Raw genomic sequence first — 12965 nt, 5'->3', positions numbered from 1 at the left:
ACGTACTCCTCATGTTCCTCAGCTCGTCAGTTCCGTAGGAGGATCGCGGAGGTCGGAACCCCCTCGCCCGCCGTGACCAGGCACGTCGAAGCGTCCGGGACCTGGGCGGTGCTCGTCCCGCGCAACTGCTTCACGCCCTCGTTGATGAGGTTGAAGCCATGGACGTACGCCTCGGAGAGTCCTCCGCCGCTGGTGTTGATCGGCAGCCGCCCTCCCATCTCGAGAGCGCCCCCTTCCGTGAACGCCCCGCCCTCGCCGCGATCGCAGAAGCCGTAGCCCTCGAGGGAGAGCGGGATGAGTGCCGTGAAGGCGTCGTAGATCTGCGCGACATCCACGTCATGTGGGCCGAAGTCCGCCTGCTTCCACAGGTGTCGGGCGGCGGTCCACGCCGGGCCGGTCAGCGGGTCGTCGTTCCAGTAGTTGACCATGCCGTGGTGCTGGGCGGGCAGGCCCTGGGCGGCGGAGTGGACGTACACGGGTGTGTGCCGGCAGTCGCGGGCCCGTTCCTTCGACACGATCACGCAGGCCAACGCCCCGTCCGTCTCGAGGCAGTTGTCGAAGAGGCAGAGGGGTTCGCTGATCCAGCGGGAGGTCATGTACATCTCGCGGGTCAGCGGGCGCTCGTACATCATCGCGGCGGGGTTCTGGTTGGCGCGGTTGCGGCAGGCGAGGGCGACGTTGAAGAGGTGGTCGCGGGTCGCGCCGTACTCGTGCATATAGCGGCGCGCGAGCATGGCGATCTCGTCGGCCGGGCGGAGGAGGCCGAAGGGGCGGGTCCACTGGGCGGGGGTGGGGAGTTGGACGGCCGTGTTCTTCCAGGGCCTCGGCCCGGAACCCCGCTTCCGCGACCGCCAGGCGACCCCGACGGAGGCCTGCCCGGTGGCGATCGCGGCCGCGAGATGGGCGACGGTGGCGCACGAACCGCCCCCGCCGTAGCCCACCTTGCTGAAGAAGGTGAGATCCCCGGCGCCGATCGCCTTCGCCAGCTCGACCTCGTCGGTCTCCTCCATCGTGTACGAGGCGAGCGCGTCGACCTCGCTCGGCGGGATCCCGGCGTCGTCGAGCGCGGCGAGTACGGCGCGGCAGGCCAAGGTCTTCTCGGACTCCGGGAGTTGCTTGGCGAATGGGGTCTGACCGATGCCGACGATGGCGGTCGCGTCCTTGAGCCCGGCCATGGGTACGTACCTCCCTGGAGTCCGTACTGCTGACAGTGCGTCAGGCTACAGCTAATCTGACGGGTAGTCAGCTAGTGGTACGCCTGTTGGTATGGGGAGGCTTGCGATGCGCGGGGACCTGGAGTGGGGCAGCATCCCGGGGCTGGTCCGTGCGGCGGCCGACCGGTACGGGGACGCCGAGGCGGTCGTGGAGGGCCGTACGCGCGTCTCCTACGCGGAACTGGGCGCCCGCGTGGAGCGAGCCGCGGCGGCCTGTATCGCGAACGGTGTCCAGACCGGCGACCGCGTGGCCATCTGGGCGCCGAACTCGCTGGACTGGATCGTCTCGGCGCTGGGCGCGGTGTCGGCCGGGGCGGTGCTCGTACCGCTGAACACGCGCTTCAAGGGGGCTGAGGCGGCGTATGTGCTGGAGCGCAGCCGGGCCAGGTTGTTGTTCGTGACGGGGACGTTCTTGGGGACGTCGTATGTGGCGTCGTTGCGGAGGGCGGCTTCGGAGGGGCCGACGTCGGAAGGGCCGACGTCGGAAGGGCCCGGTGCCGGACCGCTCCCCGGACTGCCGTGCCTGGAGCAGGTGGTGGTGCTGTCGGACGACGCGCCCGCCGACTTCCGTACGTGGAAGGACTTCCTGGCGAGCGGAGACGGGGTGGGGGAGCCGGAGGTACGGGCGCGCTCAGCGGCCCTGTCCCCCGACTCTCCCTCCGACATCATCTTCACCTCGGGTACGACCGGCCGTCCCAAGGGCGCGGTGATCACGCATGCGCAGACCCTGCGGGCGTACGAGGTGTGGAGCGACCTGGCAGGTCTCCGTACCGGCGACCGCTACCTGATCGTGAACCCCTTCTTCCACACCTTCGGCTACAAGGCCGGTGTCATCGCCTGCCTGATGCGGGGCGCGACGATGGTCCCGCAGCCGGTGTTCAACATCGACACGGCGCTGGCGAACATCGCCTCGGAACGGATCTCGGTCCTCCCCGGCCCACCGACGCTCCACCAGTCCCTCCTGGACCACCCGTCCCGAGACTCGTACGACCTCTCGGCCCTGCGCCTGGTGGTGACGGGCGCCGCCGTCGTCCCCCTCCGGCTGGTGGAACGCCTCCGTACGGAACTCGGCGTCGGGACGGTCCTGACCGCGTACGGACTCTCCGAAGCGAGCGGCATCGTCACGATGTGCCGCCGCGGCGACGAACCGGCGGTGATCGCGTCCACGTCGGGGCGGGCGATCCCGGACACGGAGGTGAAGGTCGTGGACCCGACGGGAGCGGCCCTGCCGCCCGACACCCCGGGAGAGGTCCTGGTTCGCGGCTTCAACGTCATGCAGGGCTACTTCGAGGACCCGCAGTCGACGGCCACCGTGCTGACGCCGGACGGCTGGCTGCGTACGGGGGATGTCGGCGTCCTGGATTCCGCGGGCAACCTCCGTATCACCGACCGCATCAAGGACATGTTCATCGTCGGCGGCTTCAACGCGTACCCGGCGGAGATCGAGCAACTCCTCGGCCTCCACCCGGACGTGGCGGACGTCGCGGTGATCGGCATCCCGGACGGCCGCCTCGGCGAGGTGGGCAAGGCCTATGTCGTACGCCGCCCCGGCTCGACCCTGACCTCGGACGACCTGATCGCGTGGGCGCGCCGCGAGATGGCGAACTACAAGGTGCCGCGGGTGGTGGAGTTCGTGGGGGAGTTGCCTCGGAATGCGAGCGGGAAGGTGGTGAAGGGGGAATTGCGGGGGCGGTGAAGGGGGAATTGCGGGGGCGGTGAAGCGGGTTTGAGGGAGTTTGTAGGGACGGGGCGCGCGAGCCAAGTGGAGCGGGGTTGGGGTCGGTAGCGCTGATGACTTCTGCTCAGTCCCGCGGAAGCCGACAACCTAAGATCCCCCCGCTACGGAGCCGCGGAGCGTGGCGAGGCCGTCCCGGACTTCCTTGCACTGGTGGATCTCGTTGAACCGGGCGATGTCACGGCGGTGGGACTCGCGGGTGCCGTGGTAGGCGTAGCCCTCGATCTCGACGGCCAGGCCCTCGGCCCGGAAGAGGAAGTCCAGGTAGCGGCGGCGCCCGTTGGGCGTACGGAGTTCGGCTTGGCTCTCGGGGTGGAGGCCCGCGTCGTGCATGCGCAGGCGTGCGATGGTCTCGGCGGGCGAGCTTGGCGTTCAGGTCGACGAGCTTCAACCAGCCGCGAGCTCTGTCCGCTCCGAGCGCCGGGGCTTCGAGCGCGAGGGCGATCGCGGACTTGCTTGTGAGGGGTGCGCGGCGGACTTGCCCGACCTTCCGCCGGGTGAGGGCCTACGTCAGCTTATGAAGGTCCCGTGGGGACCGCCCGCTTCTTGGTCAGTGTCGTGCTTCCACGTCCCGAGTAAAGGGCGCTCCGCTGCGCTACGCGTCGGCTACGCCGATCGGCCTCCGGCCGACCCTTGACTCGGGCCGTTCCAGCACGGGTGAGAAGCGAGCGGGCGGCCCGAGGAAGGGTGTCCCAGGTCGGCCGAGGGTGCGGTGGGGAACGTGGTCACCCGGAGGGCGTGGGCGCGCTCGCGCCTCGCCGGCACGCCGGGCCGGCTCAGCGGCCGACGGCCGGGTGGGTGGGTAGGTGGGCTGGGGAACGTGGTCACCCGGAGGGCGTGGGCGCGCTCGCGCCTCGCCGGCACGCCGGGCCGGCTCAGCGGCCGACGGCCGGTGGGTGGGTAGGCGAGCTACGGAAAATGTGACACTGAAGGGGTCAAGTGTCACATTTTCCCGCAACCGGTACGGAGCCCGGGGCGGGCGGCCGCATCGCCGCAACTCCGAAGCAACCAGGGCGGGTTCAGGCCGACGGGTCTGAGCTGGGACGGCCCGCAACGACCGCCCCGCTCCTTCATCGCATCAATTACTTCTTGAGGTTCGAGAGGAAGGCGGACCAGGCGGCGAGGCTGAGCAGGAGTACGGGGCCGTTGTGGGACTTGGAGTCGCGGACGGGGATTGCTCCGGGGAGGTTGAGGGCTACCTCTACGCAATCACCGCCGGTGTCGTTGCTATAGCTGCTCTTCCTCCAGCGCGCCTTGCTCAAGTCAAAGTCGGTGCTTGCCATTTACTCGCCTTGTTCCCCGAGGTTCGCGATGAAGGTGGACCAGGCGGTGGGGCCGATCAGGAGCATGGGGCCGTTGTGGGACTTGGAGTCGCGGACGGGGATTGCTCCGGGGTGACCGAGGGCCACCTCCACGCACTCGCCACCGGTGCCGTTGCTGTAGCTGCTCTTCCGCCAGAGCGCAGCGGTCAAATCAATCTCGTGGCTTGCCATTTCGATAGTCCTCTGCCGCAGCCTCGATCATGGCCAGGGACGCCTCAGGCGGCAGTGCGGCGGCCCTGAGCAGATCGTACGACTCTCGGTACTGCTTCACGAGCGCCGGGTAGTCGATGACTTGGCCGCTGTGCAGGCTCTCGACGTACACCAGGGGAGGAGCGTCCGGGAAGGTCATGATCCTGGTCATGCCCATCATGAACGGGTGAGCGGCGGCCTTCTCCGGGACGATCTGCAGAATGGAATGCGTGGTCCGGACCACCTCAGCGATGTGATCCAGCAGTTCGGCCATCTGCTCGTCCGGGAGGGCCGGGCGACGGATCAGCGACTCGTCGAGGATCGCCCAGAACTTCGGCGGATTCTCTGAGTTGAAGAGCTCCGCCCGCGCCATCCGAGCGCTCACCTTCTCCTCGACCTCGTCGTCCGAGGCCCAGGGCATGGCCGCCCGTACGATCGCACGCGCATACGCAGCCGTCTGCAGCAGTCCAGGCACGATCATCGGCGCCCAGTCCTCGATCGTCTCCGCAAGCTGCTCCATCTCCGCGACATCCGCGAAGTACTCCGCGTGCCCCGGCCTTCGCGCCTTGCGTACGTCCTCGCACCGGCGCTCGAAGAAGCCGTCGGTCTTCAGGACCCGGTCCACGTGCTGCGCCAGGTCGCGCGGCATGCGCCGCTCGCCGCGTTCGATCTCGCTGAGGTGGCTCTGTCCGTAGAAGCTCCCCTCGACCAACTGCTGAAGCGTGAGCCCCGCTTCCTCCCGCTTCCACCGCAGTTCCTTGCCGTAGAAGGTCGGGACGCTCTCCGAGCCGTCGATGTCCTTGCGTCGCACCATGGCTTCCGCCCAATCCACAACTGCCTTGCCCAGTTCCACAGTTCGCGCCCGGAAGCCCAAACCTCTTTTACGGTACGCCTCTTGACGTCAATGTGTGTCTGAATCGTCACAGAGCGCATTCGCTGCACGTATGGAAAGGCGTACCCATGCAAGACCCGCAACCTCCGGCCCCCACCGCCCACGACGTGGAGCGCTGCGTCAGCGAACTCCAGGCCGCCCTTGCAGCTCACGGCATCACGCTCCCCTCCCTGAGCGTGGACCTGCCGACCTTCGCGGGTACGTACCCGCCCTCGGCCGGACTGATCGCGCTCGGCAATTGCAACGCCGCCACCGCGCGCAAACTCGCCGCCGTACTCCGAGAGGCGGCCGCGCAGTGAACGCCTCGTCGGTCCTTGAACTCGAACTGCTCGCCCTCCCCAAGGCCGTTCCCGACCTGCGCCGCACGGTCCGTCGGCACCTGGGTGCCCCCTGCGCCGACGTCCAGCTCTGTGTCACCGAGCTGGTCGCCAATGTGGTCCGGCATGTGGGGGAGGGGACCCCGGTCCGCGTACGGGTGGAGCGTACGGACGGCGGCCGGATCCGGGTCGAGGTGGCCGACCCCGAGCCGCATTCCCTCCCCGTTCTCGTGTGTGCCACGGGGGAGGACGAGTCGGGGCGGGGGCTGGCGCTGCTTGATGCGGTGACGTTGCGGTGGGGCGTGGAGCAGGGGGTGGCGGGCAAGACGGTGTGGTGCGAGGTGGGGGGTGAATGACGTCGTCCGGCAGGTTGGTATCAGGTGGTACCTTCAGGCCATGGCCAAGACGCAGATCAACATCCGTATGGACGACGAGACCGCCGAGATGGCCAGGCAGGCTGCGGAAACGAGGCGGATACCGGTCAACGAGTACGTCGAGCAGCTGATCCGTAGCGACAACGAGCGTGTGCGTGCGGTCTTCATGGCCGCGGCGCAGGAGGTGCTCGACGAGTACGGGGATCTGATCGACGAGCTGGAAGGGGAGTCCGGTTCGTGACCGTCCAAGTGGATATCGCCTGGCTCCTCGAGGTCGCCCAGCGGGCCGGCGTGGATGATCCGGGTATCGACGACTACGGCGTGCCCGTCGCCGCTGTCGAACGTCACCGGGCCGTCCTCGTCGGCCAGGACGTCTATCACGGCGCCTTCGCCAAGGCCGCCGCCCTCGCTCACTCGCTGGGGCGTATGCGGTGGCTGGAGCGTTCGAACGTACGGGTCGCCGTGGCGGTGGCCCATGCCTACCTGGTCGCTTCGGGGGTGCCGTCCAAGCTGGATCAGGAGAGGGTCGCCGCGCTGGTGGCTGAGTTGAAGAAGGAGAGCTGTACGGTGCGGAGTGTTGGGGCGGTGCTGAAGACCTGGGCGGTTTGAGGTGGTCGGAGGGTGTAGGCGGGCGAGGCCGAGCATGCCGATGGGGGTCGAGCCCACCTGGCTCGACCCCCATCGGACACGCCTCGGCCGCGGCGGTTCCCCCTCCGCGCCGCCGCGGCCGATCCCCGTCGGGAAATGGGCTACTTGGAGTGTCAGCTCGGCGCCTGGTTATCCAGAGGCCTGACCGGCTTCGCCTTCACCGGCTCGCTGGGCGCTTGGTTGTCCTGAGTGGTGGCGTCCCCGTCCGCCACCGGCTCGCTGGGCGCCTGGTTGTCCAGCGGCTTGACGTCCCCGTCCGCCACCGGCTGGCTGGGCGCCTGGTTGTCCAGCGGCTTGATGTCCGTGTCCTTGGCCTTCTCGGTCATGTGCTCAACTTCCTCTTCTCTGGTGAGTGCGGAGTGAGGAACGCCCGCCCGGTTGCTCCCCCGAGGGCCACCGGACGGGCGTCGCGGAGCCGTATCCCCCGGTCGGGCTCCTCGTCAGACCGTCTGCCCCCCGACGCGACGGTGTGACAGATATGACAGTGCCTTGCGGCGATAAACGAATGCTGAACGTCCGCAACACACTGGAGCATCTCCTGTTGCCAAGGCGCCCTCAGGCCGCTGCGGTAGGCCTGAGCAACGCGCGTACCTCGTCGGCTTCCTCGGTGACGCCGCTCTTTTCGTAGAGGTTGAGGGCCTCCCGCCAGCACGCCTGGGCCCGGTCTGCCTGTCCCAGGGCGGAGAGTGCCCGCCCGAGGAGGGTCAGGGCGTTGCCCCGCATCCAGTCGCCGCCGACGCAGCCCAGGGCGAGCGCCTGTTCAGCCCCTTGGGCCGCTCGTGCGGGGTGACGGGCGGCGAGATGCGCTTCGGCGATCCGGAAGTTGGTGGTTCCCTCCCAGAGCCGCTGTCGATGGTCGCTGAAGATGCTCAGGGCGTCGGAGAGCTCGCGGAGCGCCTCGGCGTGACGTCCGGCTCTGGTCAACGCCATGCCCAGGACGTAATGCCCGTTGGCACGGCGCATCGGCCTGCCAAGCTCGGCGTGGACCGCGAGTGCGTGCTGTGCGATCTCGATCGCCTTCGCGACGTTGCCCATACCCAGGTGGGTGCGGGAGAGGTTGACCAGGGTGACTGCTTCATTGAGCCTGTTGCCGACCGCCTGGTAGCCCTCTATCGCCTGGTCGAAGAGCGTCTTGGCGTCCACGTACCGCTGCTGTCGCAGGAACATGATGCCCCGGTCGTTGGATGCCCAGCTCCTCGCGGTGATGTCCCCCGCGGAGGCCGCGAGTTCCATGGCGAGCTCGGCCTGTTCTGCCGCCTGCTCGATACGTCCGGAGACCAGGAGGACGTTGGTGAGGGTTGTACGTGCTCGACCCTCCGCACGTACGTCTCCCGCAGCCCGTGTGGCCTCACACGCCGCCCTGGCCGTTGCCTCGTACTGGTGGGAGTTCGCTCCTGATTCGGTCAGATCCTTGGCCATCCACAGGAGATCGACTGCACGTCGCAGCCTGTCTGTGCCCGCGGATTGCCGAACGCAGGCCAACAAGGAAGCCGCCTCTGTGTACAGCCAGTCCAGGGCAGCGGCGCCCTCAGTGAACCGGAGCCCCGCGTACACCGTTGGCTCCAAGTGGTCCACCAGCCCGTCCCCCGGCCGCTCGATCGCGTAAACCCCCGCAGCCGTGGCCAGGTAGAAGTCCAGCAACCGCGACATCGCCGCCGCCCGCTCGCTCGGCGGCTGCTCGTCCCTCTCCGCGCATGCACGCGCGTAGAGCCGCACCAAGTCGTGGTACCGATAACGACCCGGCGCCGCGGACTCCAGCAGCGACGTATCAACGAGCGACTCCAGCAAGTCCTCGGTGTCGTCCGGTGGAAGGTCCAGTACGGCCGCGGCGGCGGCCAGCGAGATGTCCGGACCGTCCGCCAGCCCCAGCAGCCGGAACGCCCGGGCCTGTGCCGGCTCCAACTGCCCGTACCCCAGCTCGAACGTGGCCTTCACCGCCAGATCCCCGGCCTGCAGCTCATCAAGCCGCCGCCGTTCATCGCCCAGCTTCGCCGCCAGCACCGACACCGTCCACGTACGACGGGCGGCCAGCCGCGACGCCGCGATCCGGATGGCGAGGGGCAGGAAACCGCAGGCCGCGACCACGTCCAGGGCGGCCTCCCGCTCCGAAGCCACCCGTTCCTCGCCCACGATCTTCGTGAAGAGCAGCAGCGCTTCCTCGGGCGACATCACGTCCAGGTCCACCAGATGCGCGCCTGCGAGATCCACCATCCGTACGCGCGAAGTGACCAGCGCCGCGCACCCCTCCGTACCGGGCAGGAGCGGACGCACCTGGGCGGCGTCCCGCGCGTTGTCCAGCAGCACGAGCACTCGCCGCCCGTCCAGGACCGACCGGTACAGAGCCGCCCGCTCCTCCAGCGAATCCGGGATGGCAGAGTCGGCAGTCCCCAGGGCCCGTAGAAAAGCCCCCAGCACCGTCTCCGGCTCGGCCGCCCGCGCCCCCGCCCCCTGGAGGTCCACGTACAACTGCCCGTCCGGGAAGGCGGACCGCGCCTGATGTGCCACATGCACCGCCAGCGTCGTCTTCCCCACGCCCCCGATACCGGCCAACGCCGACACCGCCATCACCCGGCCCTCGGCCGCCGACGCCGCCGACAGCACCTCGCTCAGTTCGGCCACGAAGGACGCACGGCCGGTGAAGTCCGAGACGGTGGCGGGGAGTTGGGCCGGTTTCACCGGTGCGGCCGCGGGCTCCTCCACCGGCGCCGACGGTTCGGCCAGGGCCGGGTCCGCCTGCAAGATCCGCTGCTGCAAGTCCTTCAGATCCGGCCGCGGGTCCACGCCCAGCTCATCCGCCAGCAGGCGCCGCGTGTCCGCGTACACCGCCAGCGCCTCCGCCTGGCGCCCGCTGCGGTACAGCGCGAGCATCAACAGTTCGCGCAGGCGCTCGCGCAGCGGATGGGCCGCCGTCAGGGCGGTCAGCTCGGAGACGGCCTCCGCGTGGCAGCCCTGTTCGAGATCCATGTCGAGCCGGGTCTCGACCAGTTGGAGCCGCCACTCCTCCAACCGGGTCCGCTGCGTGTCCGCGTACGGACCCGGCACGCCCGCCAGTACCTCCCCGTCCCACAGGCTCAGCGCCTTGTTCAGCAGGACGCGCGCATGGCACAGATCCCCGGCATTACGGGCCTTCTCCGCGTCCGCCGCCAACTCCTGGGCCAGGGCGAGGTCGAGCGCTCCCTCGCCGAGCGAGCGGATCGCGTACCCGCCGGACTCGCTGACGAGGACCCCGGAGCCGAGGACCTTTCGGAGGCGGGAGGCGTACGTACGGACCGCCGCCAGCGCTTGCGAAGGGGGCTCCTCGCCCCAGAGAGCGTCGATCAGTTCGGACGCCGTGGCCGTACGGCCCTCGCGCAGGAGCAGTGCCGCGAGCAGCGCGCGCTGCTGCGGGGAACCGGTGGGCAGTGGCTCCGCGCCCTGCCAGGCGCGTACCGGGCCGAGCAGGCTGAAGCGGAGCGGCGCGGCCGATTTCTCGGGGCGCTCCTGCTCCAGCGGCTCTACTCGCGGTACACCGTCCATCGCTGTCCCCCTGCCGAAAACCCCTGTCGAACTGTCATGACAACCAGGCCAGTTTGCCTTGTGACCGCCGGATACGTCAGCCGTGGGAGACGCCGATCACAGGCGGACATGCCATGGACTGAAACGTCTCACATAGCCCTCACACGGTCCTCTCAACCTAGAGACCGCTTACCGCCTACGGATACAGGGACGGCTCGGCCGGGCAGCCGTCGACCGCACGCGCGGCGGGACGGCGCCCGCATAGCTGACGCCCCGTCAGATCAGCGCTACCGTAAGACCCCATGGAGACCATGGAGACCTTCCCGAAGATCATCTCGGTGGACGACCACACGGTCGAGCCCCCCAACGTCTGGCGGGACCGGCTCCCGTCGAAGTACCAGGACCGAGGCCCCCGTATTGTCCGCGCACCGTTGAAGGAAATGACCTTCCTGGGCGGCAAGTTCGCCCCCGTCATGGGCAACCCCGGAGACGACGGCCCCATCGGCGACTGGTGGGTCTACGAGGACCTGCACCGCCCCCTCACCCGCCTCGACACCGCCGTCGGGTACTCCCGCGACGAGATCAAGCTCGAGATCATCACGTACGAGCAGATGCGCCCCGGCTCGTACGACGTCCCGCAGCGCCTCGCCGACATGGACGTCAACCACGTCCAGAGCGCCGTCTGCTTCCCCACCTTCCCCCGCTTCTGCGGCCAGACCTTCACGGAGGCGAAGGACCACGAACTCGGTCTGCTGGGGGTGCGCGCGTACAACGACTGGATGGTCGAGGAGTGGTGCGGCCCCGAGGCGCAGGGACGGCTGATACCGCTCACGCTCATCCCTCTCTGGGACGCCGAGCTGGCGGCTGCGGAGGTGCGCCGCAATGCCGCTCGCGGCGTACGCGCCGTCGCCTTCTCCGAGATCCCCCCGCACCTCGGACTGCCGTCCGTCCACACGGACGACTGGGACCCGTTCCTCGCCGCCTGCGACGAGACCGGCACCGTCATCGCCATGCACATCGGGTCCAGCAGCAAGATGCCGTCCACCTCCGCGGACGCGCCGCCCGCCGTCGGCTCCACCATCACCTTCGCCAACTGCTGCTTCTCGATGGTCGACTGGCTGATGAGCGGCAAGTTCGAACGCTTCCCGAACCTCAAGGTCATGTACGCGGAGGGCCAGATCGGCTGGATCCCGTACATCCTGGAGCGCGCGGACGTCGTCTGGGAGGAGAACCGCGGCTGGGGCGGAGTCGCCGACAAGGTCCACCGCCCGCCCTCCGAACTCTTCGCCGAGCACGTCTACGGCTGCTTCTTCGACGACGCCTTCGGCCTGAAGAACCTCGACGCGATCGGCGTCCCGAACGTGCTCTACGAGACCGACTACCCCCACTCCGACTCCACCTGGCCCAAGTCCCGCGAGGTCTGCGAGGCGCAGATGGGGCACCTGGACGCGGACGTCGTCGACCGGATCGTACGGCGGAACGCGATCGAGCTGCTGGGGCTGACGGCGGACGGGCTCTGGGCCGGACCGGGCGGTGCCAGTTGAGCATCGGACTGCAGCACGGACCGCAGCACGGACCGCAGCACGGACCGCAGTACGGGATGCAGCTCCCGATCCAGTCGCAGAGCACGATCTACGCCGAGGCGTGGGAGGCGGCGGCCGGTCCTGACGACCTCGTCGAGATCGCCCGTACCGCCGACCGCTCCGGCTTCGCGTACATCGCGAGCTGCGACCACGTCGCCATCCCGCGCCGGCTCGCGTCCGCGATGAGCACCGTCTGGTACGACCCCGTCGCCACCCTCGCGTTCCTGGCCTCGGCCACCGAGCGCGTACGCCTGCTCAGCCATGTCGCCGTGGTCGGACTCCGGCACCCGCTCATCACGGCCAAGCAGTACGCGACCCTCGACCACCTGAGCGGGGGCCGCTTGATCCTCGGCGTCGGCGCCGGCCACGTACAGGAGGAGTTCGAGGCGCTCGGGGTCGACTTCGAGCGTCGCGGACCCGTACTCGACGAGAGCATCGACGCGCTGCGATCTGCCCTGGGCCCCGACGAATTCCCTGAGCATCACGGGAAGTTGTACGACTTCGAAGGGCTCGGTCAGCGGCCCCGGCCGACGCAGGCTCACGTACCCATCTGGGTCGGCGGTTCCTCGCCCGCCGCCCTGCGCCGGGCCGCGGTCAAGGGGGACGGGTGGCTGCCCCAGGGGGATCCGCGGGACCGACTCCCGTCCCAGATCGCCCAACTGAAGCGGATACGGGAGGAGGCGGGCGTCGCCGAGCCGGTCGTCGTCGGCGCCATCACCGAGCCGCTCTACGTGGGGGAGCCGGGGTGGGACGTCGGGCGTCGCACTCTCTCCGGCCCTCCCGAAGCGCTGGCCGAGTCGCTACGGGCGTACCAGGCAATGGGCGTTCACCAGATCCAGGTACGGTTCCGCTCCCGCAGCCGGACCGAACTGACGGACCAGATGCACACGTTCGGCTCGGAGGTGGCCCCCCAACTCCAACCCTGAAAAGCCCACACCCTCGATACCCGGCACCCTCCTACCGGCCCGCGTCCCCGACCCACGCACGGACCTCAGGGACGCGGGGCTGTGACATGTGCGGCTCCGCCGCGGGGCGCGAGCAACCACAACGAGCCGTCAGCCGACAAACAACTTGCAGCACCCTCTGCTCAGTCGCCCCGCCCCAACCCAGCGGAGCGACCTGTCAGACAGCATGACAGGAATTCTTTGAAGATTTGAACAGGTCCACGCCGAGCCCCGTACGTAATGACGTCACGA

14 protein-coding genes are annotated in these 12965 nt (G+C 69.0%); 7 read left to right on the top strand and 7 right to left on the bottom strand.

What is annotated here, in order from left to right; genetic code table 11:
- Positions 1–26: 26 nt before the first annotated feature.
- Positions 27–1175 (bottom strand): lipid-transfer protein, encoded by a 1149-nt coding sequence (locus OHT21_RS19370; protein ID WP_328769602.1) that lies wholly within the window; start codon positions 1173–1175, stop codon positions 27–29.
- A gap of 106 nt (positions 1176–1281) precedes the next feature.
- Between OHT21_RS19370 and OHT21_RS19365 the strand changes: the two genes are divergently transcribed.
- Positions 1282–2910: a fatty acid--CoA ligase family protein gene (locus OHT21_RS19365; protein WP_328769601.1), complete on the top strand. Its 1629-nt coding sequence runs from the start codon at positions 1282–1284 to the stop codon at positions 2908–2910.
- Between the two features lie 129 nt (positions 2911–3039).
- On the opposite strand, the gene OHT21_RS19360 is transcribed toward OHT21_RS19365, so the two are convergent.
- From OHT21_RS19360 to OHT21_RS19345, 4 genes are all read right to left on the bottom strand, one after another.
- Positions 3040–3282 carry a hypothetical protein gene (locus OHT21_RS19360; RefSeq protein WP_328769600.1) on the bottom strand — a complete coding sequence of 81 codons (243 nt, stop codon included), beginning with the start codon at positions 3280–3282 and terminating at the stop codon, positions 3040–3042.
- 749 nt (positions 3283–4031) lie between these two features.
- Positions 4032–4232, bottom strand: a complete 201-nt coding sequence (locus tag OHT21_RS19355; RefSeq protein WP_328769599.1) for a DUF397 domain-containing protein — start codon at positions 4230–4232, stop codon at positions 4032–4034.
- Positions 4233–4442, bottom strand: a complete 210-nt coding sequence (locus tag OHT21_RS19350; protein ID WP_328769598.1) for a DUF397 domain-containing protein — start codon at positions 4440–4442, stop codon at positions 4233–4235.
- On the bottom strand, positions 4423–5274 hold the full coding sequence (locus tag OHT21_RS19345) for a helix-turn-helix domain-containing protein (RefSeq protein WP_328769597.1): 852 nt from the start codon (positions 5272–5274) through the stop codon (positions 4423–4425). The genes OHT21_RS19350 and OHT21_RS19345 overlap by 20 nt, the downstream gene beginning before the upstream one ends.
- 146 nt (positions 5275–5420) lie before the next feature.
- Between OHT21_RS19345 and OHT21_RS19340 the strand changes: the two genes are divergently transcribed.
- Genes OHT21_RS19340 through OHT21_RS19325 form a run of 4 tightly spaced genes read left to right on the top strand, consistent with a single transcriptional unit; the run spans position 5421 to position 6652 of the window.
- The gene (locus OHT21_RS19340; protein ID WP_328769596.1) at positions 5421–5651 is read left to right on the top strand and encodes a hypothetical protein; all 231 of its coding nucleotides are present in this window, start codon (positions 5421–5423) and stop codon (positions 5649–5651) included.
- Positions 5648–6025 carry an ATP-binding protein gene (locus OHT21_RS19335; RefSeq protein WP_328769595.1) on the top strand — a complete coding sequence of 126 codons (378 nt, stop codon included), beginning with the start codon at positions 5648–5650 and terminating at the stop codon, positions 6023–6025. Before OHT21_RS19340 ends, OHT21_RS19335 begins: the two co-directional genes overlap by 4 nt.
- Before the next feature lie 40 nt (positions 6026–6065).
- Positions 6066–6284: a hypothetical protein gene (locus OHT21_RS19330; RefSeq protein ID WP_328769594.1), complete on the top strand. Its 219-nt coding sequence runs from the start codon at positions 6066–6068 to the stop codon at positions 6282–6284.
- Positions 6281–6652, top strand: a complete 372-nt coding sequence (locus OHT21_RS19325) for a fic family toxin-antitoxin system, toxin component (RefSeq protein WP_328769592.1) — start codon at positions 6281–6283, stop codon at positions 6650–6652. Before OHT21_RS19330 ends, OHT21_RS19325 begins: the two co-directional genes overlap by 4 nt.
- 152 nt (positions 6653–6804) lie before the next feature.
- On the opposite strand, the gene OHT21_RS19320 is transcribed toward OHT21_RS19325, so the two are convergent.
- Positions 6805–7017 (bottom strand): hypothetical protein, encoded by a 213-nt coding sequence (locus OHT21_RS19320; protein ID WP_328769591.1) that lies wholly within the window; start codon positions 7015–7017, stop codon positions 6805–6807.
- 229 nt (positions 7018–7246) lie between these two features.
- On the bottom strand, positions 7247–10207 hold the full coding sequence (locus OHT21_RS19315; protein WP_328769590.1) for an AfsR/SARP family transcriptional regulator: 2961 nt from the start codon (positions 10205–10207) through the stop codon (positions 7247–7249).
- A gap of 290 nt (positions 10208–10497) precedes the next feature.
- Here OHT21_RS19315 and OHT21_RS19310 point away from each other — a divergent pair, with 290 nt between their 5' ends.
- Positions 10498–11730: an amidohydrolase family protein gene (locus OHT21_RS19310; RefSeq protein WP_328774149.1), complete on the top strand. Its 1233-nt coding sequence runs from the start codon at positions 10498–10500 to the stop codon at positions 11728–11730.
- A 56-nt stretch (positions 11731–11786) separates the two neighbouring features.
- Positions 11787–12695: an LLM class F420-dependent oxidoreductase gene (locus tag OHT21_RS19305; protein WP_328774148.1), complete on the top strand. Its 909-nt coding sequence runs from the start codon at positions 11787–11789 to the stop codon at positions 12693–12695.
- Positions 12696–12965: the final 270 nt, after the last annotated feature.

It is taken from the genome of Streptomyces sp. NBC_00286 (assembly GCF_036173125.1).
Lineage (GTDB): Bacteria > Actinomycetota > Actinomycetes > Streptomycetales > Streptomycetaceae > Streptomyces.
The sequence above is the reverse complement of the archived record's forward strand: the minus strand, read 5'-3'. Positions and strand labels throughout refer to the sequence as shown.

What these genes read in the sequence shown, in the direction of transcription:
- OHT21_RS19370 (WP_328769602.1), bottom strand. Translation starts at nt 1,175, where the DNA reads ATGGCCGGGCTCAAGGACGCGACCGCCATCGTCGGCATCGGTCAGACC.
- OHT21_RS19365 (WP_328769601.1), top strand. Translation starts at nt 1,282, where the DNA reads ATGCGCGGGGACCTGGAGTGGGGCAGCATCCCGGGGCTGGTCCGTGCG.
- OHT21_RS19360 (WP_328769600.1), bottom strand. Translation starts at nt 3,282, where the DNA reads ATGCACGACGCGGGCCTCCACCCCGAGAGCCAAGCCGAACTCCGTACG.
- OHT21_RS19355 (WP_328769599.1), bottom strand. Translation starts at nt 4,232, where the DNA reads ATGGCAAGCACCGACTTTGACTTGAGCAAGGCGCGCTGGAGGAAGAGC.
- OHT21_RS19350 (WP_328769598.1), bottom strand. Translation starts at nt 4,442, where the DNA reads ATGGCAAGCCACGAGATTGATTTGACCGCTGCGCTCTGGCGGAAGAGC.
- OHT21_RS19345 (WP_328769597.1), bottom strand. Translation starts at nt 5,274, where the DNA reads ATGGTGCGACGCAAGGACATCGACGGCTCGGAGAGCGTCCCGACCTTC.
- OHT21_RS19340 (WP_328769596.1), top strand. Translation starts at nt 5,421, where the DNA reads ATGCAAGACCCGCAACCTCCGGCCCCCACCGCCCACGACGTGGAGCGC.
- OHT21_RS19330 (WP_328769594.1), top strand. Translation starts at nt 6,066, where the DNA reads ATGGCCAAGACGCAGATCAACATCCGTATGGACGACGAGACCGCCGAG.
- OHT21_RS19320 (WP_328769591.1), bottom strand. Translation starts at nt 7,017, where the DNA reads ATGACCGAGAAGGCCAAGGACACGGACATCAAGCCGCTGGACAACCAG.
- OHT21_RS19315 (WP_328769590.1), bottom strand. Translation starts at nt 10,207, where the DNA reads ATGGACGGTGTACCGCGAGTAGAGCCGCTGGAGCAGGAGCGCCCCGAG.
- OHT21_RS19310 (WP_328774149.1), top strand. Translation starts at nt 10,498, where the DNA reads ATGGAGACCTTCCCGAAGATCATCTCGGTGGACGACCACACGGTCGAG.
- OHT21_RS19305 (WP_328774148.1), top strand. Translation starts at nt 11,787, where the DNA reads ATGCAGCTCCCGATCCAGTCGCAGAGCACGATCTACGCCGAGGCGTGG.